Source organism: Micromonospora palythoicola (assembly GCF_036689795.1).
In the GTDB taxonomy this organism is placed as follows: Bacteria; Actinomycetota; Actinomycetes; order Mycobacteriales; family Micromonosporaceae; genus Micromonospora; species Micromonospora palythoicola.
Genome location: NZ_JBAGKI010000008.1, coordinates 92,074 through 113,163 on the forward strand (window position 1 = coordinate 92,074; position 21,090 = coordinate 113,163).

Annotated in this window: 23 protein-coding genes, 2 tRNA genes and 1 other RNA gene; 12 read left to right on the forward strand and 14 right to left on the reverse strand. The window is 71.4% G+C overall.

All coding sequences use genetic code 11. The annotated features are described in order from the left end of the window. Positions 1 to 15: 15 nt before the first annotated feature. The 4 genes from recR to ffs all read right to left on the reverse strand — a co-directional run bounded on the left by recR (position 16) and on the right by ffs (position 4,461). The gene (gene recR / locus V5O40_RS05910) at positions 16 to 609 is read right to left on the reverse strand and encodes a recombination mediator RecR (protein WP_332904510.1); all 594 of its coding nucleotides are present in this window, start codon (positions 607 to 609) and stop codon (positions 16 to 18) included. A gap of 8 nt (positions 610 to 617) precedes the next feature. Then, positions 618 to 926 (reverse strand): YbaB/EbfC family nucleoid-associated protein, encoded by a 309-nt coding sequence (locus V5O40_RS05915; protein ID WP_269738761.1) that lies wholly within the window; start codon positions 924 to 926, stop codon positions 618 to 620. A gap of 214 nt (positions 927 to 1,140) precedes the next feature. Then, on the reverse strand, positions 1,141 to 4,137 hold the full coding sequence (locus V5O40_RS05920) for a DNA polymerase III subunit gamma and tau (RefSeq protein WP_332904511.1): 2,997 nt from the start codon (positions 4,135 to 4,137) through the stop codon (positions 1,141 to 1,143). A gap of 234 nt (positions 4,138 to 4,371) precedes the next feature. After that, positions 4,372 to 4,461, reverse strand: an RNA gene (gene ffs, locus V5O40_RS05925) — signal recognition particle sRNA small type. A gap of 81 nt (positions 4,462 to 4,542) precedes the next feature. Between ffs and V5O40_RS05930 the strand changes: the two genes are divergently transcribed. The 4 genes from V5O40_RS05930 (at position 4,543) to V5O40_RS05945 (ending at position 7,661) form a co-directional block, all read left to right on the forward strand. Further along, positions 4,543 to 4,627 (forward strand) — tRNA-Ser (locus V5O40_RS05930). Between the two features lie 217 nt (positions 4,628 to 4,844). Continuing rightward, the gene (locus V5O40_RS05935; protein ID WP_332904512.1) at positions 4,845 to 5,990 is read left to right on the forward strand and encodes a hypothetical protein; all 1,146 of its coding nucleotides are present in this window, start codon (positions 4,845 to 4,847) and stop codon (positions 5,988 to 5,990) included. Between the two features lie 226 nt (positions 5,991 to 6,216). Next, positions 6,217 to 6,582 (forward strand): PadR family transcriptional regulator, encoded by a 366-nt coding sequence (locus V5O40_RS05940; protein ID WP_332904513.1) that lies wholly within the window; start codon positions 6,217 to 6,219, stop codon positions 6,580 to 6,582. Beyond that, a complete protein-coding gene (locus V5O40_RS05945; RefSeq protein ID WP_332904514.1) occupies positions 6,579 to 7,661 on the forward strand; it encodes a hypothetical protein in 1,083 nt (360 codons plus the stop codon). Before V5O40_RS05940 ends, V5O40_RS05945 begins: the two co-directional genes overlap by 4 nt. 101 nt (positions 7,662 to 7,762) lie before the next feature. Here V5O40_RS05945 and V5O40_RS05950 read toward each other — a convergent pair whose 3' ends face one another. Then, positions 7,763 to 8,005: a flavin reductase gene (locus V5O40_RS05950; RefSeq protein ID WP_332904515.1), complete on the reverse strand. Its 243-nt coding sequence runs from the start codon at positions 8,003 to 8,005 to the stop codon at positions 7,763 to 7,765. Then, a complete protein-coding gene (locus tag V5O40_RS05955) occupies positions 8,002 to 8,322 on the reverse strand; it encodes a hypothetical protein (protein WP_332904516.1) in 321 nt (106 codons plus the stop codon). Before V5O40_RS05955 ends, V5O40_RS05950 begins: the two co-directional genes overlap by 4 nt. A gap of 430 nt (positions 8,323 to 8,752) precedes the next feature. Between V5O40_RS05955 and V5O40_RS05960 the strand changes: the two genes are divergently transcribed. The 4 genes from V5O40_RS05960 to V5O40_RS05975 are packed head-to-tail and all read left to right on the forward strand — an operon-like array spanning position 8,753 to position 10,888. Next, on the forward strand, positions 8,753 to 9,520 hold the full coding sequence (locus tag V5O40_RS05960) for a helix-turn-helix domain-containing protein (protein ID WP_332904517.1): 768 nt from the start codon (positions 8,753 to 8,755) through the stop codon (positions 9,518 to 9,520). Further along, positions 9,511 to 9,717 (forward strand): DUF397 domain-containing protein, encoded by a 207-nt coding sequence (locus V5O40_RS05965; protein ID WP_332904518.1) that lies wholly within the window; start codon positions 9,511 to 9,513, stop codon positions 9,715 to 9,717. Before V5O40_RS05960 ends, V5O40_RS05965 begins: the two co-directional genes overlap by 10 nt. Before the next feature lie 43 nt (positions 9,718 to 9,760). Further along, a complete protein-coding gene (locus V5O40_RS05970) occupies positions 9,761 to 10,318 on the forward strand; it encodes a hypothetical protein (protein ID WP_332904519.1) in 558 nt (185 codons plus the stop codon). A 39-nt stretch (positions 10,319 to 10,357) separates the two neighbouring features. Continuing rightward, on the forward strand, positions 10,358 to 10,888 hold the full coding sequence (locus V5O40_RS05975; protein ID WP_332904520.1) for a hypothetical protein: 531 nt from the start codon (positions 10,358 to 10,360) through the stop codon (positions 10,886 to 10,888). 64 nt (positions 10,889 to 10,952) lie between these two features. Here the strand turns inward: V5O40_RS05975 and V5O40_RS05980 are convergent, their stop codons facing one another. The 4 genes from V5O40_RS05980 to V5O40_RS05995 all read right to left on the reverse strand — a co-directional run bounded on the left by V5O40_RS05980 (position 10,953) and on the right by V5O40_RS05995 (position 16,270). Continuing rightward, entirely contained in the window at positions 10,953 to 12,587 is a 1,635-nt protein-coding gene (locus V5O40_RS05980) for a hypothetical protein (RefSeq protein WP_332904521.1), read from the reverse strand. An 86-nt stretch (positions 12,588 to 12,673) separates the two neighbouring features. Continuing rightward, positions 12,674 to 14,329 carry a hypothetical protein gene (locus V5O40_RS05985; protein ID WP_332904522.1) on the reverse strand — a complete coding sequence of 552 codons (1,656 nt, stop codon included), beginning with the start codon at positions 14,327 to 14,329 and terminating at the stop codon, positions 12,674 to 12,676. Positions 14,330 to 14,359: 30 nt separating this feature from the next. Then, positions 14,360 to 16,003 (reverse strand): FG-GAP and VCBS repeat-containing protein, encoded by a 1,644-nt coding sequence (locus tag V5O40_RS05990; protein ID WP_332904523.1) that lies wholly within the window; start codon positions 16,001 to 16,003, stop codon positions 14,360 to 14,362. A gap of 180 nt (positions 16,004 to 16,183) precedes the next feature. Then, positions 16,184 to 16,270: transfer RNA gene (locus tag V5O40_RS05995), tRNA-Ser, on the reverse strand. A 75-nt stretch (positions 16,271 to 16,345) separates the two neighbouring features. Between V5O40_RS05995 and deoD the strand changes: the two genes are divergently transcribed. The 3 genes from deoD (at position 16,346) to V5O40_RS06010 (ending at position 18,263) form a co-directional block, all read left to right on the forward strand. Continuing rightward, a complete protein-coding gene (gene deoD / locus V5O40_RS06000; RefSeq protein ID WP_164450015.1) occupies positions 16,346 to 17,053 on the forward strand; it encodes a purine-nucleoside phosphorylase in 708 nt (235 codons plus the stop codon). A 122-nt stretch (positions 17,054 to 17,175) separates the two neighbouring features. Continuing rightward, positions 17,176 to 17,814, forward strand: a complete 639-nt coding sequence (locus tag V5O40_RS06005) for a TetR/AcrR family transcriptional regulator (protein WP_332904524.1) — start codon at positions 17,176 to 17,178, stop codon at positions 17,812 to 17,814. Further along, positions 17,811 to 18,263, forward strand: coding sequence for an acyl-CoA thioesterase (locus V5O40_RS06010; RefSeq protein ID WP_269738641.1), 453 nt, complete (start codon positions 17,811 to 17,813; stop codon positions 18,261 to 18,263). The genes V5O40_RS06005 and V5O40_RS06010 overlap by 4 nt, the downstream gene beginning before the upstream one ends. 9 nt (positions 18,264 to 18,272) lie before the next feature. Here V5O40_RS06010 and V5O40_RS06015 read toward each other — a convergent pair whose 3' ends face one another. From V5O40_RS06015 to V5O40_RS06030, 4 genes are all read right to left on the reverse strand, one after another. Further along, a complete protein-coding gene (locus V5O40_RS06015) occupies positions 18,273 to 18,761 on the reverse strand; it encodes a nucleoside deaminase (protein WP_332904549.1) in 489 nt (162 codons plus the stop codon). 145 nt (positions 18,762 to 18,906) lie between these two features. Continuing rightward, positions 18,907 to 19,437, reverse strand: coding sequence for a tRNA adenosine deaminase-associated protein (locus tag V5O40_RS06020; protein ID WP_332904525.1), 531 nt, complete (start codon positions 19,435 to 19,437; stop codon positions 18,907 to 18,909). Between the two features lie 131 nt (positions 19,438 to 19,568). Beyond that, positions 19,569 to 19,736: a hypothetical protein gene (locus tag V5O40_RS06025; protein WP_170863604.1), complete on the reverse strand. Its 168-nt coding sequence runs from the start codon at positions 19,734 to 19,736 to the stop codon at positions 19,569 to 19,571. 88 nt (positions 19,737 to 19,824) lie between these two features. Next, complete coding sequence (locus tag V5O40_RS06030; RefSeq protein ID WP_332904550.1) at positions 19,825 to 20,205, reverse strand: hypothetical protein; 381 nt, start codon at positions 20,203 to 20,205, stop codon at positions 19,825 to 19,827. A 29-nt stretch (positions 20,206 to 20,234) separates the two neighbouring features. Between V5O40_RS06030 and V5O40_RS06035 the strand changes: the two genes are divergently transcribed. Then, positions 20,235 to 21,017 carry a M23 family metallopeptidase gene (locus V5O40_RS06035; protein WP_332904526.1) on the forward strand — a complete coding sequence of 261 codons (783 nt, stop codon included), beginning with the start codon at positions 20,235 to 20,237 and terminating at the stop codon, positions 21,015 to 21,017. Positions 21,018 to 21,090: the final 73 nt, after the last annotated feature.

The following is a 21,090-nucleotide window of genomic DNA, read 5'->3' on the forward strand; positions in this document are numbered from 1 at the left end:
CGCTCGGCGGACCCGTCAGACGGCGCGACGGCCCTCGAACGCCCGGCCCAGGGTGATCTCGTCGGCGTACTCCAGGTCGCCGCCGACCGGCAGCCCGCTGGCCAGCCGGGTCACCGCGATCCCCATCGGCTTCACCATCAGCGCGAGATAGGTGGCGGTCGCCTCGCCCTCGGTGTTCGGGTCGGTGGCCAGGATCAACTCCCGCACCTCACCGCCGCCGAGACGGGTCATCAGCTCGCGGATGCGCAGGCTGTCCGGCCCGATGCCCTCCAGCGGATTGATCGCCCCGCCGAGCACGTGGTACCGGCCGCGGAACTCACCCGTCCGCTCGATCGCCACCACGTCCTTCGGCTCCTCGACCACGCAGATCACCTCGTCGGTGCGGCGCGGGTCGCGGCAGATCCGGCACGTGTCGGACTCGGCCACGTTGTAGCAACTGGTGCAGAACCGCACCAGCTCCTTGACCTTGCGCAGCGCGCCGGCCAGCCGGTTGACGTCCGCCGGGTCGGCGGACAGCACGTGGAAGGCGATCCGCTGGGCACTCTTGGGCCCCACGCCCGGCAGCCGGCCCAGCTCGTCGATCAGATCCTGGATCGCGCCCTCGTACATCTGCGGGCTCAGAACCCGGGCAGGCCGAGGCCGCCCATCCCGCCCGCGACCGGGCCCATCTTCTGCTCGGTCAGCTCGCGGGCCGCCTCGCTGGCGTTGTGCAGTGCGGCGACGACGAGATCCTCAAGGGTCTCCACGTCGTCCGGGTCGACGGCCTTCGGGTCGATCTTGATGCTCTTGACCTCGCCGGAGCCGGCGACGACAGCGGTCACCAGGCCACCGCCGGCGGTGCCGGTCACCTCGGCCTCGGCCAGCTCAGCCTGCGCCTTGGCGATCTGCTGCTGCATCTTCTGCGCCTGCTTCAGCATCTGCTGCATGTTCGGCTGTCCACCAGGCCGCACGATGACTCCCTCGACTCGCCATTTCCACCGCCGCCCACCCTAACCCCACCCACCGACCACCCCACGCGCCGCACCCCACGCCGCCAACCACCCCGTCGATCTTGCACTTTTGGTCGCCGTTATGCCGGTTTTGCACACCTTTGCGGAGGCGAAAAGTGCAAGATCGCGGGGGACGGGGATGGGGGCGGGGTTAGTCGTTGATTTTTTCGACGGTGCCGAAGGCGTCGCGGAGCAGGCGTACGGCCTGTTCCTCGCTCGACTCGCGGGCGGTCTTCTCGTCGACGATCTCGTCGAGGGGCTCGTCGCCCGGGTCGAAGCCCTCGTAGGCGGGGGTGGCGGGCGATTGAGCAGCGCCGGGACGACCCGCGCCACCGCGCAGCGGGCCGTCGAAATCCGGGTCGTACGGCGGCTCGCCGGCGAACTCCACGTCCGCCGTCTGCCGGGCTCCCTTGGTGGTACGCGTCCCCCGCCCGGCCGCTGCCGCCCGGGCCGCCGCGATCGCGCTGCTCACCGGGGCACCACCGGAGCTGCCACTGCCGGTGGGCGCTGCCGCCTGGCGCGGCGCGGCACCGGGCCCATGGCCACCCGGCCCACCGTTCGCCCGAGCCCCACCCGAACCGGCGGTCGTCGCCGCTCCAGCCGATCCGACGGTCGCCCGCGCGGTACCCGGCACCCCGCTCGCGCCGGTTCGGCCCGGGTCGACAGAGGTCCGCGCCCCGTCCGGCCCGCCGGTCGTCCCGGTGGCATGCGTCCCCGCGCCGTCCGAGCCGGCGACCGGTGAGCCGTCACCCGCGCCACGGCTAGAGCCGCCGCCCGACGCAGCCGGGCTCGCCGAGGTGTGCGAGGTGACCGCCCGAGGGTCGCCCGACGCATCGCCTGACCCACCGCCGGGACGTGCCGCCTCCGGCCAGTCGTCGTCGGCAGCGGACGGGGCGCTGCCACCTGGGCGGGCCGGCTCGGGCCAGTCGTCGTCGCCGTCCTCAGCCGTGGTGGCAGCCGAATCATCCGACCGCTGAGCGCCGCCGGAGCGGCCTTGGTCGGCCCGGCCCGCCGGCACCTGCGGACTGGCGTCGACCGGCGTCGGGGTCGGGCCGGGAGCGGACGGGCTGCGGTGCGGACCAGGCGACGCCCCGCCCCGTTCGCCGGCCACCTCGCAGCGGATCTGCCAGCGCCCGCCCAACTCCTCGTAGAGCGCGTCGGTGAGCACCTGCGCGTGGTCGGACATCATCCGGGCCAGCACCGCCGACTTCACGGTCAGCACGAGGGTGTCCCCGTCGAGGTCACGGACGACCGCGTCGCGCATCAGCGCGGCGATCCGCTTGTTGCTCCGGTTGACCTTGCCGACCACCTCCGGCCAGACCCGGCGCACCGCGACCGCGTCCAGCACGCCGGGGCTCACCGCGCCGGGGCGGGGCGGCTCCGGGGTCGCCGGATCGGGCATGACGGCCGACGCCGGCACGGGTCGCCGGGGCGTGGCCGCGCCGTTCGGCACACCGTCCTGGGTGCCATCGGGCCGCGCCGGACGGCCGTCACCGGGTCCGCCGGCCGGACCGGCGGCGGTCCCGTTCGTGCCGGCGCGGTGACCGTCGGCTCCGCCACCCGCTGCGGCACCGCCCGCCCCAGGACCGGCGGTCGAGGTCACTCCGTCACGACCGGCGCTCTCGGTCGCCCCGTCACGACCGGCGGTCGAGGGCATTCCGTCACGACCGGCTGCCGGGTTCGTGCCGCCCCGACCGGCGTTCCGAGCCGCGCCGCCGGAAGCGGCCGACGGCGACCCGTCGCGATGACCGGTCGCCACGTCGGCACGGAACGAGTGGGGGTGGCCGTCGCCGCGATCTGCCGACGGGGACGCGCCGTCGTGGCCGGCAGCCGGGGCGGCGCCCGCACCGGGTGCTGGCGAAGTGGCGGTAGCCGGCGCGGCAGCGCCGGTCCCGGCCCGGTTCGCGGCGGCAGCCGCGGGCACGGCGGGAGGCTGGGTGCGTACCGCCGGGGGGTTGGTGGCGGGCTGCGGCGCGTCGGTGCCGGCGAGGGTGAGCCGGCGCTCCATCCGCTCGACGCGTTGGAGCAGGCCGCCGGTGGAGTCGTCGACGCCGGGCAGCAGCATCCGGGCGCAGATCAGTTCGAGCAGCAGCCGGGGCGCGGTGGTGCCGCGCATCTCCACCAGGCCGTCGTGCACGATGTCGGCGCAGCGGGACAGGGTGCCCGGCCCGAGCTGCTGGGCCTGGGCGGCCATCCGCTCGATCTGGTCGTCCGGCCCGTCGATGAGGCCCTTGGCCACCGCGTCGGGCACCTGCTGGAGCACGATCAGATCGCGGAGCCGTTCCAGCAGGTCGGAAGCGAACCGGCGCGGGTCGTGCCCGGCCTCGGCGACCCGGTCGACGGTGGCGTACGCGGCGGCACCGTCCCCGGCGGCGAGGGCGTCGCACATCTCGTCGATCAGCGCCGCGTCGGTCACCCCGAGCAGCGCGGCGGCCCGGGCGTAGCTCACCCCGTCGGGACCGGCACCGGCGATGAGCTGGTCGAGTACGGAGAGACTGTCCCGGGCGCTGCCGCCACCGGCGCGCACCACGAGCGGGAACACCGCCGGCTCGACCTGCACCCCCTCGGCCTCGCAGAGCTGCTCAAGATAGGGCCGGAGCACCTTCGGCGGGATCAGCCGGAACGGGTAGTGGTGGGTCCGCGACTTGATGGTGCCGAGGACCTTCTCCGGCTCGGTGGTGGCGAAGATGAACTTGACGTACTCCGGCGGCTCCTCGACCAGCTTGAGCAGGGCGTTGAAGCCGGCCGACGAGACCATGTGCGCCTCGTCGATGACATAGATCTTGAAGCGGCTGTTGGCCGGCGCGAAGAATGCCTTCTCCCGCAGCTCACGGGCGTCGTCCACGCCACCGTGGCTGGCCGCGTCGATCTCGATGACGTCGATCGAGCCGGCCCCGTCACCGGCCAGCGAGCGACAGGAGTCGCAGGTGCCGCAGGGCTCCGGGGTGGGCCCGTGCTCGCAGTTGAGCGAGCGGGCCAGGATGCGGGCGCTGGAGGTCTTGCCGCAGCCGCGCGGGCCGGAGAAGAGGTACGCGTGGTTGAGCCGGCCGCTGCGCAGCGCCTGCGACAACGGCTCGGTGACGTGCTCCTGCCCGATGACCTCGGCGAAGGTACGCGGCCGGTACTTGCGGTAGAGCGCCAGTGCCACGGCGTCCCGCCTCCTCTCGACCGAGCCATTCTGCGCCGCCCCCGCCCGCCTGACCACCCACCCCGCCGGGTCGCCCCGGCCGGTCCGGCAGGCCACACCGCTGGATGATCCACTCTCGCTGCGATGGCTCGCACGGGTGGGTGATCCACTCCGGTTGCGGCATTTCGCGGCCTCCGGCGGCCGGGAAGCCCCCAGATGCCGCAATCGGGGAACGCCGGGGAGTGCCAGAGACAGAAAGGCCTCCCGTGCACCCGGCAGAGCTCGCTTATCCTTGCTGCCTTCCGGCCCTGGGGAGGTTCACGAGATACCGCCGCACGGGAGGTAGGACCAGCCTACCCGACCGACCGTGGATCTTCAGGGGGTGGTGGGGTGGGAGGCTCGGCACGGACCTGTATCCTGGCTCGCGGAGGATTCGCCTAGAGGCCTAGGGCGCACGCTTGGAAAGCGTGTTGGGTTAACACCCTCACGAGTTCGAATCTCGTATCCTCCGCTCACCTGAGCAGGTAGATGTAAGGCCCCGACCGATTCCAGGTCGGGGCCTTTCTCGTGGTCAGCACCCGGGCGAGCACCACCAGAATCCTGGCTGACGCCCACCCGCCGCCACCCACCGCCCGCGAAACCGCCGCCAGACCCCCTGCCGACTTCTTGATCATGGCTGTTCGGTGTGGCACGATGCGGCCACCGCGTCGCAGACGCGGTCCTGAGCCATGGGGGACTTCTTGACGCCCTTCCGTCATGTCGGGTTGATCCTGACAGGAGCCGTCGCGGGTGGCCTGCTGCTGGCACCGCCAGCCCATGCCGAACCGAGCTACCACGACACCAAGATCCTGAGCACCACCATCAACAACGGCAAGCCGATCGTCATGGGCACCACCGGACTGGTCGAGGTGCCGGTGCGGACGGAAATCTACGACGACTCCGGTGGAGTCGTACGAATCAGCGCGAGGCTGCGCACCATCGGCGGCGGCTACTTCTTCGTCTTCCTGGAGGGCACGCCCGGCTACGAGATGAACTGCGTGACAGCCACCGCCACCACGCAGATCTGCACCGGAACCGCGATGGTTCGTCAGTACCACATGGACAACGCGTCGGCGGGCCGCCCCGTCCACCTGTCGATCCACGGCTACGCGCTCGACGGTGGGCGTTACGACAACCTGATAAGTGCGGCGGCGGACAGTGTTCCACTGCTGAAGCAGACCTGGCTGGCAACGGCGAATGCGACGCCCGAGCCGGTCCGCAAGAACGGCACCCTCACCGTCTCAGGCCGGCTCACCCAGCCCAACTGGAACCACCTCACGGCCGACGGCAGCACCTACGTGGTGGTCGGCTATCCGAGCCAGCCGGTCCGGCTCCAGTTCAAGAAGGCCGGTGCCACCTCGTACAGCACCGTCAAGACCGTCACCGCCGGTTCCGACGGCACGCTGAAGACGACAGTCAAGGCCACCACCTCGGGTACATGGCGGTGGTCGTTCGCCGGCAGCAGCACCTCCGTCGGCTCAACCTCGGGCGCGGACAGCGTGACCCTCTACAAGGTTTCCAAGCTGACCGTGAACGCCGCTCCGGAGCCGGTGGTCAAGGGCCGCAAGCTCACCGTCACCGGCCGGCTGACCCGGGCCACCACCGACGCCGCCAGCACCTTCGTCGGGTACGCGAAGCAGCCGGTCAAGCTCCAGTTCCGCAAGTCCGGCAGCAGCACGTACACCACTGTCAAAACCGTCTACACCGACGCCAAGGGCTACCTGAAGACGACCACCACCGCCAAGGCCGCCGGCTACTGGCGCTTCTCGTACGCGGGGAACGCCACAGTCGCGTCCGTCTCGGCCGCAGGTGACCACGTGGCCCTCAAGAAGTAGCACGTCGCGGAACCCCCTGCCCGTTGGGGGAATCCCGTGGCCGTCACGCCCTCCGGCACCGGTGCCGGAGGGCGTCTTCTTGGTGTCGCCGGCCTGAACCGCCCCGTCCCCGGCTCGCCGCACCGGCACACCGCAGCGAGGCCGCGCCGCCGCCAGGCCGTACCGAACCACTTCGCTCGATGATGCTCGGTTGACGGTATATATCGTCAACCGTAGTATGGTCCTCATGCAGGAACCCACCTTTCTGATCCTCACCGCGCTGGCGGCGCAGCCGCTGCACGGCTACGGGGTGATCCGGTCGGTCGACGAGTTGTCGGCGGGCGAGGTGAAGCTGCGGCCGGGCACCCTCTACGGCGCCCTGGACCGGCTGGCCGAGCAGGGCCTGGTCACCGTCGACCGGGAGGAGGCCGTCGAGGGCCGCCTACGCCGCTACTACCGGCTCAGCGACGCCGGTGCCGCCGCGTTGCAGGCGCAGGTCGAGCGGCTGCGCCGGCACGCCACCGCCGCCGAGATCCAGTTGGGCAGGCGCCTCGGCGGTGCGCTCAGCTTCGGCCCGGCGAGCGCCCCCACCTTCGGCACGGTGACCGGATGACCGCGGCCTGGCCGACCGCCGATGACCGGCTGGAGCGTGGCTACCGCAGGCTGCTGCTCGCCTACCCGCGTCGGCACCGACGGCGGCACGGCACCGAGGTGGTGACCACGCTGCTGGAGATGGCGGAGCCGGGCCAGCGCCGTCCGCGGGCCAGTGAGGCTCTGCACCTGATCGGCAGCGGCCTGCGGCTACGGTTCCGGCTGCCCGCCGGTCGCCCGTTCATGGCGGTCGCGGCGCTGCTCACCGCACTTGTCGTCGGCGCTTTCGGTGCCGCCGCCGGCTCCTGGCTCGGTGCCCAGACCTTCGCCGACCTGCCCGACCAAGCCGGCATGGCCAGACTCACCCAGCAGGCCGGCGGGGACGAGACCCTTCACTCCTTTTACTCGTCGTCGCCGTGGACCGCCGAGGCGGCCCATTCGTTCAGTCGGGTCGACGGCGTCTGGGACGCCGAGCAGGTACGGCAGCGGTTGACCGCCGACGGCTGGTCGGTTTCCGGCTTCACCCCGGTCACCGGCATGTCGGGCACCCGCGACGAGGCTGGCTCCTTCGTCGAGGTCCCGTTGAACGGCACGCGTTTCACAGCCGAGTCGGCCGACCTGAGCATCATCGTGATGGGCTGGAACCCGGCAGAAAGCAGCTCCATCGCCCTCCGCAGCGACGTCTCGCTCCTCGCGATGCCGCAGCGTACCGCCGTGTTCCTGCCGCTTGTCGTCGTCGGCACCGCCGCCGGGCTGCTCGCCGGTTGGCTGGTCGCGGCGGCCGTCGCGTACCGGATGACGGCAACGCCGCCCGGACGCCGGCACGCCGCCGCAGCGCTCTGGAGTGGGGCCCTGATGGTGCTGGCCCTACCGGCGGTCGCTCTCTACGGCAACGTCATGCGGGTGTTCCGGGACAGCAGCGTCCACGAAGGCTCTCCGCTGACCGTGCACAGTGCGTTCACACCCGGTGAGTACTACCCCTTCGGCCCGCACTGGCTGGTGCTCGGGCTCACCGTCGCCGGGCTGGTGGTCGCCGTCGCCGCGACCCTCGCCGCCCGCCCGGCGGAGCAACCGCCACAGCCCACCGTCGTCCCAGGCTGAGCGCGACAAACGGGGGCAGGGGCCGCTCCGACCGGGAGCGGCCTCTGATCGCGCCGGGCCCGTCCCGGTCCGGCTCCCGCGACGGTACGCGGACAGCCTCCTCATCCGCGCCCACGCGCCCAGGACACGAAGCGGTCGAACAGCCCGACCGCCGACGTGGTGTTACCGAGCTGCGTGCTCGCCTGGGCGTACAGCGTCGCGAGGTGCACCAGCAGCGCGGCCCGATCCTCCCGATATTCGCCCAGCAGCCGGAGCTTCGCCGTACCGCACGGCCACCCGGCACCGCACTCCCGGCAACGCCAGGTCGGGCGGGACGGTGCGTGTTCCGGGCGACGGCGACTCATCGGCGCGCCGCCCCGGCTGGCTGGCCCGACCCGGCGCGCCGGTGCGGAGGATGATTCCCGCTCCGGATCAGGCCGGCCGGCATCAGAAACAGCTCGCGACGCTCGACCGCGTCGCCCCGGGCGTCGAGCTGGTAGCACTCGATCCAGGTCCAGCCGTCATAGGTGCTCCGGTCGGTGCGATGCCGGATGACCCGGACCGTGATCGGGCGGACGAACTGCGGTGACGCCGCGCGGGTCAGCACGAGAAGCTCCCCCGGCGTGATCGACCCGACGCACTCACCCGGCGCGGACGGCGGCACCGATGCTGCACGGGTCACCTCGCTCGGTCCGGCTGTTCGAACTGTCCGCACTGGTCACCTCGCTCCCTCCGGCTGGTCGAGCTGCCTGCACAGGTCACCCGGCGCGCGTCTCGGGGCGGGCTGAGTCGTCTGCGCTCTCAGCTCGACAGGCGGCGCAGGCGCAGGTACCGCCCCCCGCGCCGGCACGGTGACGCCGCAAGCTCGGCACCGGCCCACGCCGCGAGGTCCGCACCCCGCTCACCCGGCACCATCGCCGAGCAGTGGTGGATGGGGGCCGCCGTGGTTGCTCGCCCGGCGGCGGCCCCCGGATGTCACGACCGCCGGGTCAAGGGGGATGAACCTCCACCGGCCGCGCCATCGATACCCCAACTTGCCGCAGGTAACGAGACAACTACATGGCGTGTGGGTATGGTCGGCGGATATTCGAGACGTCCGATGGGAGGCGGCCATGAACGACGCGCTGCGGGTGGCGCTGCGGGACACCGGGCACACGATCGAGTCGCTCGCGGAACGCGTCGGCGTCGACCCGAAGACGGTAAGCCGGTGGCTGCTCGAAGATCGGATCCCGCATGCCCGGCACCGGCTCACGGCGGCAGATGCGCTCCAGAAGAATGTCTCGGACATTTGGCCGGACATTTCGCGACGTCGGGCGCTGGTCTGGTTCCGCCCCTGGCAGGAGATCGAGCGCGAGGCGACCACGCTGCGATCATTCGAATCCCTGGTGGTGCCGGGCCTGCTCCAGACCGAGGCGTACGCCCGCGCGGTGCTCACCGGCGGTGGCCTGATCCCGCGCAGCGAGGTCGCACGGCTTGTCGACCACCGGATGTCCCGCCAATTGATCCTGCACCGCGAGGAGCCGCCGCTGCTCACCGCCGTGCTTGACGAGGCGGTGCTGCGCCGGCCGGTCGGCGGCCCGGCCGTGATGCGCGAGCAACTGCTGTCACTCGCCGAGGCGTCGACCCGGCCGCACATCCGGGTGCATGTGGTTCCGTCCACAGTGGGCGAATACGCTGGGCTCAACGGTCCGTTCGTGCTGGCGACCGCGCCCGATCACCGCATCGCCGGCTACCTGGACAACCAGTTGCAGGGGCAGGTGGTAAGCGAGCAGGCCGAGATCGCGGCGATACTTGCCGCGTGGGAGAACGTGCGCGGCGAGACACTCTCGCACTGGCAGTCGGTCGACCTGATCAGGGAGGTGGCGCAGTCATGGCAGTGAACGACACTCCGGAGCTGTCCGGCGCCCGGTGGCAGAAGAGCAGCCGCAGCAGCGGCAACGGCGGCAACTGCGTCGAGGTCGCCCGGAACCTGCCCGACGTGGTCGGCGTACGCGACTCGAAGGACCCGACCGGCCCGGCGCTGGTGTTCAGCCCGGCCGCCTGGCGGGCCTTCGTCGCCACCGTCGACAAGACCTGACCACCGTCGTACACATGTTCTATCCACAGGTTGTGGACGCCGGGTGAGTTACCAGCTCAGCGCGGTCGTCGCGGACGCCGAGCTGCTGCGCGAGGAGACCCGCGAGCTGGATCATGCCGTGCTCGGCGAGCTGCGGCAGGACTTCGCGCTGCTGCCGGTCACGCCGCAGCTCGTGCTGGAGCTGACCGGCACCCCGCCGGACTACCGCACCGACGAGCCCGGCCCGGCGCAGCCGTTCGAGCTGATCCTCTCCCCCGCGCTTACCGAGGTCCTGGCCCGCTGGTCGGTGCGCGGCCCGCTGGCGTACGTCGAGGCGGAGTTCGCCGGTGGGGCCGGGCACCAGGCCGCGGCGGTCTGGCTGGGCGGCGGCCTCGCCTGGGGGCCGCGCTTCGACGCGGCGCTCGACGGGCCGCGCCCGGAGTGGCCGATCAACGCGGCGCTTGTCGAGCTGGGCGTGGAGCCGGGCCGGTGGATCGACCCCTTCGCTGAGCTGGGGTTACACGTCGAGCGGAGCACCGAGGGGTGGCTCGCGCACGGGCGGCGAGGGCTCAGCGCCGACTACTGGGACGAATTGGCCGACGAATGGGAGGCTCGGCAATAACCTCAGCGCCCCCGTCACGTTGGGGACTGGGGGATTCTGATGAAATTGCGACAATTCGGCTTCATCGCCGCACTGCTTCTGGCTGCCTCGGCATCGGGTAGCGGAGCCATGCCACCGGACAGCATCGCCGTCCGCGAGCCCGTCGCGTCGGTGAGCGTCGTCGATCTCGACGGAGTGGCCGATGTGGACTTCGGTGACTCGGAGAGCGAGCTGACCCGGCGCGGCATCCTGCGTACCGACGTCGACGCCTGCGGCCCGACGCTGGCCGGGTACGACGAGATCAGCCCGATCTTCATCGAGGATCGGCTGGTGCTGCTCTGGGCCGGCGATCCGGTCCGCACCCCGGAGGGCATCGCGGCCGGCTCACCCGTCGCCGAGGTCCGGGCGAGCTATCCGACCGTACGCGAGCTACGCGCTCCACACGGGACGTACCGCTTCGACGGCCTGCTCGCCCGCGACGGCGACCGCGCCTACCTGTTCCTGCACGACGGCCAGACGGTGCAAAAGATCATCGTCGGCTACGCCACCTGGGCCCATCGCCTCTTCATCGAGGGCCACGCTCCCTGCTGACGAGATCTTGGTACGAACCTGCCCTCCGAGGGGCGCGTCCGTACCAAGATCTCGTCGCGGGTGCTCAGTAGTAGAGGCCGCCGGACTGGGGGGTGGCGAGGCGACGGCCGTACCACTTGGGCCAGACGAAGTCGGTACGCATGCTCAGGCCGCTCCACGAGGTGGACTGCGGGGCGAGGCCGCCGGAGCCGCCGTGGAACAGGGCGACCGATCCGGACCCGAACCCGGCCGAGTCGCCGGAGACCTCTTCGCCGGGTGAGGTCACCACCGCGTCCAGCGGGCCGGTGCCGTTGAGGTTGAGGATCGCCACCGCGCCACCGAACCGGTCAGCCCGCTCCGTGCCGCCCGGCACGACCGCGTGGTCCTGGTCGAAGCCCTGCGCGCCGGTGCCGGTCAGCCCGGAGGCCGAACCCTTCAACAGCGCGACGGTGCCCGCCTCGGCCTTCGTGCCGATCGCCTCACCGGGCGCACCCACCAGCACGTCCGCCCGGCCGTCGCCGGTCACATCACCCACCGCGAGCGCCGCGCCGAACAGGTCACCGGCCTCCGGCGACCCCGGCACCCCGGCCGTACGCTGGGAGAAGAGCTTCACCGAACCGCTGGAGAGCCCGGTCGAGTTGCCCGGGAAGACGGCGACCATGCCCTCGTTGCCGGTCGGGCTCTGCGCGAACGGCGCACCGGCGATCACCTCGCCCGAGCCGTCGCCGTTGACATCGCCGATCGCGAGGGCCATGCCCAGATCCCACACATAGCTGTCACTGCGGCCGGTCGCCGCGCGCAGCGCCGCCCCGGTGATCGACGTGGCCCCGCTGAGCTTCACCCCGCTCGCCGAACCCCACATCAGCGTGAGCATGCCGCTGCCCGTCGGCGAGCTGCTCTGGTTCTCCTGCGGCGCGCCGATGACCAGGTCGGCGTAGCTGTTGCTGTTGACCTTTCCGATCGCCAGGGTCCACCCGAAGTGGTCACCGCGTTCGGCCGAGCCGGGCACCGCCGCCTGGTCCTGGTGCAACTGCTGTGCACCGGTCCCGCTGAGGCCACCGACACCGCCGTACAGCACGGTCACCGCGCCGGCCTCCTTGATGGTGCCGATCGACTCGCCGTACGCCCCGATCGCCAGGTCGTCCCGGCCGTCGCCGTTGAGGTCACCGGCGGCCAGCGCCGAACCGAACCAGTCTTCCTGCTCCGAGGCACCCGGTACGCCCGACGAACTCTGGTTGAAATGCTTCGCCGACCCGATGGCCAGGCCGGTACTGCTGCCCGGGACCACCCACACTCCGCCGGCGTGCACCTTCGCGGTGGGGTCGTACTCGGCCAGGTCACCCATTGCCAGGTCGTCGTAGCCGTCCCCGTTGAAGTCCCCGGCGGCGAGAACATCACCGAAGCGCAACTCGCCGCCCGCCGAGATCAAGCTCGCGTAGTAGTCGACGTGCGGTGCCGACGAGTAACGCACCACGACCAGGCCGGCCGGCGACTCGGGCGCGGTGTACTCGAACGGATCGGCGGAGGCCGCGATGTCGTCGACACCGTCACCGTCGAAGTCGGACCGGGTCTGCCCGCTGCCCGTGACCGGGGTGACCGCCTTCGCCACCCGGTGCACCTGAAGGGTGACCCCCTCCCGGGTCACCGACAAGACCTCGGCCGCCGCCGCCCCGGCCGGCACACCCACCGCCAGGCTGGCCGCCACCGCCACTACCGACACTCCGGCAACTCTGCGCCGCATGAAAAACCCCGTTCTGCTGTTCGTGCTGTTCGTGCTGCTCGTCTGTGATCTGGGGGCGGGTGCGCTCAGTAGAGATAGCCGCCGCTCTGCGGGCCGGCGATCCGCATTCCGTACCGTCGCGGCCAGAGCCGATCGGTACGCAGCGACAGGCCGCTCCACGAACCGGCCTGCGCGACCAACCCGGTCGATGAACCGTGGAACCGCGAGATGGTGCCCGACGGGTATCCGGCCACGTCGCCCGCGACCTCCTCCCCACTCGACGCGACGACCGCGTCCAGCGGGCCGGTGCCGTTGAGGTTGAGAATCGCCACCGAGCTACCGAACACGTCGCCGCGCTCCGCACTACCGGGGACGACCGAATGGTCCTGGTCGAAGCCCTGGGCACCGGTGCCGGTCAGCCCGGAGGCGGAGCCCTTCAGCAATGCGAAGGTACCCGCCCCGGCCTTCGTGCCGATCGCCTCACCGGGCGCACCCACGAGCACGTCCGCCCGGCCGTCGCCGGTCACGTCACCGACCGCGAGCGTCCCGCCGAACCGGTCCTCCTGCTCCGGGCTTCCCGGCACTCCCGCCGTACGCTGGCTGATGATCTTCGCGGCGTCGCGGGACAGGCCGCCGCTGCGGCCGGTGAAGACGGCGATGAGGCCCGCATTGATGGCCGGCGTCTGGGCGCCGGGCGCACCTGCGATCACCTCGCCGAGCCCGTCGCCGTTGACGTCGCCGATCGCCAGCGTCTCGCCGAGATACCAGGCGACGGTGTTCTCGTCGCCGGTCTTCGGGTATACCGCCGCCCCGGTGACGGAGGTGGCCCCGCTGAGCTTCACCCCGCTGGCCGAACCCCACATCAGGGTCACCATGCCGGTGCCGTCCCAGGACTGGCCGTCGTTCTCCTGCGGCGCACCGATGACCAGGTCCGCGTACTTGTTGTTGTTGACCCGTCCGATGGCGAGGGTCCGGCCGAAGTGGTCCCGGCGTTCGGCGGAACCCGGCACCGCTGCCTGGTCCTGGTGCAGCTGCTGCGCACCGACTGTGGTCAGGCCACCAACGCTGCCGTAGAGGACGGTGACCGCGCCCGCGTCCTCGATGCTGCCGATCGCCTCCCGGAACGCACCGATCGCCAGGTCGTCGCGGCCGTCGCCGTTGATGTCACCGGCCGCGAGCGCCGACCCGAACGAGTCGAACTCCTCGGCCCCACCCGGGACCCCAGGGGAACTCTGGTTGACGTGCTGCACCGAGTCGACCACCAGGCCGGTGCGGCTACCCGGGATGACCCACACCCCGCCGGCCCGGGTCTTGTTGCCCGGGTCGACCTCGTCCATGTCGCCGATCGCCAGATCGTCGTAGCCGTCGCCGTTGAAGTCGCCGGCCACCAGCGCCAGGCCAAAGCACCCGCAGCCGCCGTCGGGCGGAAGCACCCCGGCGAAGTAGTCGACCTGCGGCGCGGACGAGTAGCGCACCACCACCACGCCGGTCGGATGGTGCGGCAGGTTGAAGTCGCCCGGGTCACCCGTGGCCGCGATGTCGTCGACACCGTCACCGTCGAAGTCCGAACGGGTGGCACCCGTTCCCGTCACCGCGGTGGTGGTCTTCGCCACCCGGTGGTACTGAAGGGTGACGCCTTCTCGATCAAGGGTCCGGAACTCGTCCGCCGCCTGCGCTGGGGCGCTCACCGCCAAACCGGCCGCCACCGCCAGCGCCGACACTCCGGCAATTCTCCGCCGCATCGCCATCCTCACCATCTGGGGCTCCACCGGCTACCGATGCACCAGGTCCCGGCCGTACCACTCAACGAATATGCGGTCGGTGTTCAGCGACCTCCCGCTCCACGACGTCGACTGCGGGACGAGCCCGCCGGAAGCCCCGTGGAACCGGGACAACGTCCCAGATCCGTACCCCACCGAATCTCCGGTCACTTCCTCGTCGGGCGATCCCACCACGGCGTCCAGCGGGCCGGTGCCGTTGAGGTTCAGGATCGCCACCGAGGCGCCGAACCGGTCGTTGCGTTCCGCCGCACCCGGAACCACCGAGTGGTCCTGGTCGAACCCCTGGGCGCCGCTGGCGGTCAGCCCCGACGTGCTTCCCTTGAGCAACGCGATCGTGCCCGCCTCGGCCTTCGTACCGATCGCCTCGCCCGGCGCACCGATCAGCACGTCGGCCCGGCCGTCGCCGGTCACGTCACCCACCGCGAGCGTTTCGCCGAACCGGTCCTCGTCCTCTTGGCTACCCGGCACGCCCGGCGTGGCCTGCGTGAACACCTTCACGGCGCTGCCGGAGAGACCACCGGTGCTACGGCCGGTGAACACCGCGACCAGACCGGCGTTGATGTGAGGGCCCGGGCCCTGGGCACTCGGTGCTCCGGCGACAACCTCGCCCAGGCCGTCTCCGTTGACATCACCGACCGCGAGTGACCTGCCCAGATACCAGGCAATGGTCAACCGATGGCCGGTCGCGTGGTGGATCGCGGCACCGGTGACCGAGGTGGCGCCGCTGAGCTTCACCCCGCTTGCCGATCCCCACATCAGGGTGACCATCCCGCTGCCGGCCGCGCCCGACCCGTCGTTCTCGTTGGGCGCGCCGATGACCAGGTCGGCGTACTTGTTGTTGTTGACCTTCCCGACGGCCAGAGACCGCCCGAAGAGGTCCCGACGTTCTGCCGTGCCGGGCACCGCGGCCTGGTTCTGATGCAGTTGCTGCACGCCGCTGGCGGTCAGGCCGTCGACCCCGCCGTAGAGGACGGTGACCGCACCCGCCTCGTCCACACTCCCGATCGACTCTCCGGGGGCACCGACGGCCAGATCGTCCCGCCCGTCACCGTTGATGTCGCCCGTGGCCAGGGACAAGCCGAACCTGTCGTGGGCCTCCGAAGCGCCGGGCACACCCGGTGACCCCTGGGTGAATCGCCGGGTCGAGTCGACCACCAGGCCGCTACTGCTGCCCGGGATGATCCAGACGGCCCCACCGGGGGCCTTGTTGCTCAGGTCGACCTCGAGTTCGGCGCCGATCGCCAGATCGTCGAACCCGTCACCGTTGAAGTCACCGGCCGCCAGATCGCTGCCGAAGCCGGACGCAAGGTAGAGCGTCATCGTGCCGGTCAGATAGTCGATGTGCGGCGCGGACGAATAACGCACCACGACCGCACCGGACGCGTGGTGGGGCAGCACACTGTTGCCGCCGGCCTCGAAAGTTGCCGCGATGTCGTCGACCCCGTCCCCGTCGAAGTCGGACCGGGTCGCGCCCGTCCCCTTCATCGGGGTGACCGCCTTCGCCACCCGCTGGTACTGCATCAAGACACCGTCGCGGGTGATGGTCCGGAACTCGCTCGCCGCCTGCGCCGGGACACTCACCGCCAGCCCGGCCAACACCGTCACAACACTCAGTCCGGCAAGCTTCCGCCGCATCGAAAATCCTCACATCCCCGTAGTCGCTCCCACATCCTAGGGACACGTAGATCAAAAACCATGTCCGGTCGGTCAGACACGACGACCCGCACGGGCGGAAACCGGCAAGCACGCGCGTCGGAGAAAGCGGAACGCCCGGCCGGTCCTCACGGACCGACCGGGCGTTCTCGTTGCTGAGAGCGGTGGCGGAGGGATTTGAACCCTCGGAGGGCGTAAACCCTCACACGCTTTCGAGGCGTGCTCCTTAGGCCGCTCGGACACGCCACCGCCGACGAGGGTACAGGACCACAGGTTCCGACGCCGAACCGGTCCCGGCCAGCCCGGCCTGGCAGGATCAACGCCATGAGTACGCACATCGGCGCGAAGCCGGGCGAGATCGCCGAGCGGGTCCTGATGCCGGGTGACCCCCTGCGGGCCAAGTGGATCGCGGAGACCTACCTCGAGGGCGCGAACTGCTACTCGACGGTCCGGGGCATGCTGGGCTTCACCGGACGCTGGAACGGCGTCGAGGTTTCCGTGCAGGGCTCCGGGATGGGCATGCCCTCGGCGTCGATCTACGCTCACGAACTGGTGAACGAGTACGGCGTGAAGTCGCTGATCCGGGTCGGCTCGTGCGGCGCGCTCACCGAGGATCTCCAGCTGCGCGACGTGATCGCGGCGATCGGGTCGTCCACCGACTCCAACATGAACCGGATGCGCTTCGACGGGCTGATCGACTACGCCCCGGTCGCCGACTTCGGGTTGCTGCGTACCTCCGTCGAGGTGGCCGAGCGGCGCGGCATCGCCATGCGGGTCGGGCCGATCCTGGCGGCGGACGCCTTCTACACCGACCGGCCGGACCTCTACGACAGTCTCGCGGAGTACGGCGTGCTGGCGGTGGAGATGGAGTCGGCGGCGCTGTACACGATCGCGGCCCGGTTCAAGGCGCGGGCGCTGACCCTGCTGACCGTCAGCGATCACATCAAGACCGGCGAGAAGACCACCTCCCAGGAGCGGGAGCAGACCTTCAGCCAGATGGTCGAGATCGCCCTGGACACCATCACCGCCTGAGCACCGCCGCGACGTCCCGCCACCCCCCGTGCGGTGGCGGGACGTGCTGTGTCGGCGTCGGTGTGACCGTCTCCACTCGATAAATGTATACGACCGGTCGTTCTTTTTAGTAGTCTCGCCGCATGACCGTCGACGGCCGCCTCGCCCGGGGGCAGCGCACCCGCACCGCCGTGCTGGACGCCGCCGTCAGCCTGGCCTCCGCGAGCGGTCTCGACGGGCTCTCGCTCGGGCATCTCGCCGAGTCGCTCGGAGTCAGCAAGTCCGGCCTCTTCGCGCACTGGCGATCGAAGGAGGAGTTGCAGCTCGCCACCATCGACCGGGCCGTCGCCCAGTGGCAGGAACAGATCATCGGCCCGGCGCTGCGCGCCCCCCGGGGCGTACGCCGGATCCACGCCCTGCACGAGGCCCGGATCGTCTTCTACGCCGGCCGGGTGCTGCCCGGCGGCTGCTTCTTCGCCACCACTGAGTTCGAGTTCAATGCCCGGCCCGGCGCGGTCCGGGACCGCCTCGCCGAGGTCATCGCCGCCTGGACGGCGTTCCTGGAACGGCTCGTCGCCGAGGCGGTCGAGCTGGGCGAGTTGCCCGCCGACACGGATGTCGCGCTGCTGGCGTACGAGATCGACGCCTACGGCATCGCCGCCGCCATGCGCTCCCGCCTGCTCGACCCCGAGGTCACCTACCGGCACGCCCGCCACGGCGTGCTGGGCCGCCTGCGGGCGCTCTGCCCCGATCCCGCCCTGCTACCGGAAGGCCCGTCATGAGCAACGCAGTCGCCGAACAGCCGGCCGTCGAGTACGGCCACGTCGAGCCCGCCATGGTCCACTTCGACGACCTCGACGCGCTCGGCATCCTGCACAACGCCCGGTACGCGCTGCTGCTGGAACGGGCGCTGACCGCGTACTGGTCCGACCGTGGCGTCGCCTACCAGGCCGGACGGGCCAGCACACCCGACGTGTTCCACGCGGTACGCGAGTTCACCATCAGCTACCTCGCGCCCGTCACCGGCACCGGCCCGGTCGCCGTGCACTTCTGGCTGGAGCACCTCGGCACCAGCAGCGCCCGGTACGCCTTCCGCTTCCATTCGCTCGACGGCACCACGACGTACGCGGAAGGACATCGCACGGTCGTCCGCCTCGACCCGGCGACCCTGCGGCCGGCCCCGTGGACCGACACCGCCCGGGCGGTCGCCAGCACGCTGCTCCGCTCCTGACCCTCGGCGTCAGCGGAAGAAGGCGCGCAGGACGGCGGCGGTCTCGGCTTCCAGGATGCCGCCGTACACCTCCGGCCGGTGGTTGAGCCGGCGGTCGCGCAGCACGTCCCAGAGGGAACCGGCGGCGCCGGTCTTGGGTTCCCAGGCACCGAAGACCACTGTCGAGACCCGGGCCAGCACCGATGCGCCGGCGCACATCGTGCAGGGCTCGAGGGTCACCACGAGGGTGCAGCCGTCCAGCCGCCAGTGTCCCAGCCGCTCGGCCGCCCGGCGCAACGCGAGCACCTCGGCGTGCGCGGTCGGGTCGCCGGTCAGTTCGCGTTCGTTGCGACCGGTCGCCAGCTCACGGCCGTCCGGCCCGTAGATCACCGCGCCCACCGGCACGTCGCCGGACTGGCCGGGCTCACCCGCCACGGCGTCACCGACCACCGCGCCGGCCGCACCGCCGCCCGAGGGCGCGACATCCCCGGTGACCGCGACTTCGAGGGCGCGGCGCATCCAGAGTTCGTGGCGCTGCCGCCGGCCGGTGCCGGTCGGGTCGGCCAGGCCCTCGTCCGCTCCCGGCCCGCGCCGGCCGACCGACCCGGGGGTGGGTTGCCCCGGCCGGACCGTCTCCAGCGCCGGATCGGTGACGTCGGAGGGCTCAGACCTCACGCAGTTCCTCGACGTCGTCGACGCAGCCCAGGACCTGGCAGATCTCGGCGGTGACGTCGGCCGGCATCATTCCCTCGTGGGCGCAGAGCGCGAGCAGCCGTTGCGCGGGGACGCCCAGGTCGGTCAGGAGGTCCGCCTCGCCGACCGGGTCCGCCTCCGGGTCGACGGCCGGCTGCTCGCTGTCCTCGTCACCGCCGGTGGCGGCCGGACGCGCCTCTTCGGGCTCGTCGAGCCCGGTCACCGACGTCTTCAGGTCACCGACCAGCAGGGCACCCAGCCGGGATTCCTCCGCGTACGCCGAGTCGGAGCCGAAGACCCGCAGGTCCTCACCCTCGTCGAGGCGCAGGATCACCAGATAGGTGTCGTCCGCCTCGACGAACAGCAGCGACAGGTCCGCGTCCGGGGCGACGTCGCGGAGCCGCTCGGCGACCTCATCGACGTCGGCGGCACCCCGCAGACTGAGCTCGGCGGCGGTCCAGCCGCCCTTCTCGCGCACGACGGCCGCAGCGAAGTACGACACGGTTCCCCCAAGTTGCCTCGGCACAGCACTCGCCGATCCGTTACGCGTGCACGTTAGCCGGTCGGGTCGGCAGGCGACCGGTCAACGCCCCGAAGGGCCGGTCATTCCTGGGGAAGGATCTTCGGAGCCGCTCAGCCGGCGAGCCGCCGACGGGTGGCGATCAGTTGGCGGAGCTGCGCGGTGCGGGCGCGCTGTGGCCGTTCGCGTTCGCGTACCGCGCGCGCGTCCGCCAACTGCGCCAGGAGCTGAAGGCGGCGGCGGCTGCGATCGGGATCCAGCCGCGGAGTGGTCCAGGCCATACCGGGAGAGTGCCGAGTCGTGGCCATCGAAGTCAAGACGGGTTTCGGTGTCCGCGCGACGACGCAGCGCAGTCGCCGCCGGAGGTGCTCACCAGAGTGGCCAGTCGCCGCTGCTCATCCAGCGGGTGACGACCGCGGCGGTGGCGATGCTCCAGCCTCCGGCGGTGACGATCGCGATGCCGGCCGCCACTCCCCGGTCGCCGTACCCGGCCATCACCAGGGCCGTGAGCCAGGCCAGCGCGCCGGCGAGCAGGGTCCACCAGACGTACCCGACGAGGCTGCCACCGAGCAGGCCGAAGAGGACCAGCCAGGCCAGGGTTCCGAACGCACCCGCGGCGACGCCGCCGCCGCCGACCGGATTCGGCTCCCGGTAGGTCGGGCGTGGTGGCCGTCCGGTGGGAAAGAGGCCCGACGGGTTGTACGGCAACACCGGTACCCACTCCTCCGCACGCACGGACGCTGTGCCCACCACCGTACCGAGTCTGTCAGGATGGCCGGATGGTTCCGCTGACGACCGGACGCCGGCGCGCGTACGCCCTGTTGCTGCTCGCGCCGGTGCTCGCGGCGAGCGGCTGCGGTGCGCCGCCCGACGCACCGACGGGCGCCGGCCCGACCGCACTGGTCAGCCCGACCGCCGGGTCGAGCCCGACCGCCGGGCTGAGTCCGACGGCCGGGGTGAGCCCGACGGCCGTGGCGACCACCGGCGCGACCAGCGCGGCGCCCGATCGTCCGGACCAGCCGGCGGCACCGCGCGCGGGCCTGCCCCACGTCTTTCCGGTACGCGCCGAGAAGGTGTCGTATCACCCGACCCACTCGGCGTACCCGGGGACGGACATCTTCGCCGACTGCGGTGAGCCGGTAGTCGCGGTCACCGACGGCACGATCGGTGAGGTCAGCCGGCGTGACCGGTACCGGAAGAGCGGTCCGCAGGGGCCGTACAACGGTGGCCTGTCCGTGTCGGTCATCGGTGACGACGGGGTGCGTTACTACGGCTCGCACCTGACCGAGATCGCCGAAGGCGTCGACGCCGGGGTGTGGGTACGGGCCGGCCAGCGGCTCGGCACGGTGGGCCGCACCGGCAACGCCAACAACGTCTGCCATCTGCACTTCGGTATCTCCCCGCCGTGCCTGGGCGAGGACGGCTGGTGGATCCGCCGGGGTGTGGTCTGGCCCGCGCCGTACCTCGACTCGTGGCGCAAGGGCGGCAACCGGGAGCCAGCGGCCGAGGTGGCCGAGTGGCATCGCAAGCACGGCTGTCCGAGGAAGCCGCCGACGCGCTGATCCGCCGTCATCCGCGTTTCATCAGTCCGAAACATTGACGCAGGTCTCGCTGGTGAACTACCGTCCGGCATAA

Bases quoted from the DNA above. Each gene is read 5' to 3' on its own strand.
- recR (WP_332904510.1), bottom strand. From the start codon at position 609: ATGTACGAGGGCGCGATCCAGGATCTGATCGACGAGCTGGGCCGGCTG.
- V5O40_RS05915 (WP_269738761.1), bottom strand. From the start codon at position 926: ATGCAGCAGATGCTGAAGCAGGCGCAGAAGATGCAGCAGCAGATCGCC.
- V5O40_RS05935 (WP_332904512.1), top strand. From the start codon at position 4,845: ATGGGGGACTTCTTGACGCCCTTCCGTCATGTCGGGTTGATCCTGACA.
- V5O40_RS05940 (WP_332904513.1), top strand. From the start codon at position 6,217: ATGCAGGAACCCACCTTTCTGATCCTCACCGCGCTGGCGGCGCAGCCG.
- V5O40_RS05945 (WP_332904514.1), top strand. From the start codon at position 6,579: ATGACCGCGGCCTGGCCGACCGCCGATGACCGGCTGGAGCGTGGCTAC.
- V5O40_RS05950 (WP_332904515.1), bottom strand. From the start codon at position 8,005: ATGAGTCGCCGTCGCCCGGAACACGCACCGTCCCGCCCGACCTGGCGT.
- V5O40_RS05960 (WP_332904517.1), top strand. From the start codon at position 8,753: ATGAACGACGCGCTGCGGGTGGCGCTGCGGGACACCGGGCACACGATC.
- V5O40_RS05965 (WP_332904518.1), top strand. From the start codon at position 9,511: ATGGCAGTGAACGACACTCCGGAGCTGTCCGGCGCCCGGTGGCAGAAG.
- V5O40_RS05975 (WP_332904520.1), top strand. From the start codon at position 10,358: ATGAAATTGCGACAATTCGGCTTCATCGCCGCACTGCTTCTGGCTGCC.
- V5O40_RS05985 (WP_332904522.1), bottom strand. From the start codon at position 14,329: ATGCGGCGGAGAATTGCCGGAGTGTCGGCGCTGGCGGTGGCGGCCGGT.
- V5O40_RS05990 (WP_332904523.1), bottom strand. From the start codon at position 16,003: ATGCGGCGGAAGCTTGCCGGACTGAGTGTTGTGACGGTGTTGGCCGGG.
- deoD (WP_164450015.1), top strand. From the start codon at position 16,346: ATGAGTACGCACATCGGCGCGAAGCCGGGCGAGATCGCCGAGCGGGTC.
- V5O40_RS06005 (WP_332904524.1), top strand. From the start codon at position 17,176: ATGACCGTCGACGGCCGCCTCGCCCGGGGGCAGCGCACCCGCACCGCC.
- V5O40_RS06010 (WP_269738641.1), top strand. From the start codon at position 17,811: ATGAGCAACGCAGTCGCCGAACAGCCGGCCGTCGAGTACGGCCACGTC.
- V5O40_RS06015 (WP_332904549.1), bottom strand. From the start codon at position 18,761: ATGCGCCGCGCCCTCGAAGTCGCGGTCACCGGGGATGTCGCGCCCTCG.
- V5O40_RS06025 (WP_170863604.1), bottom strand. From the start codon at position 19,736: ATGGCCTGGACCACTCCGCGGCTGGATCCCGATCGCAGCCGCCGCCGC.
- V5O40_RS06035 (WP_332904526.1), top strand. From the start codon at position 20,235: ATGGTTCCGCTGACGACCGGACGCCGGCGCGCGTACGCCCTGTTGCTG.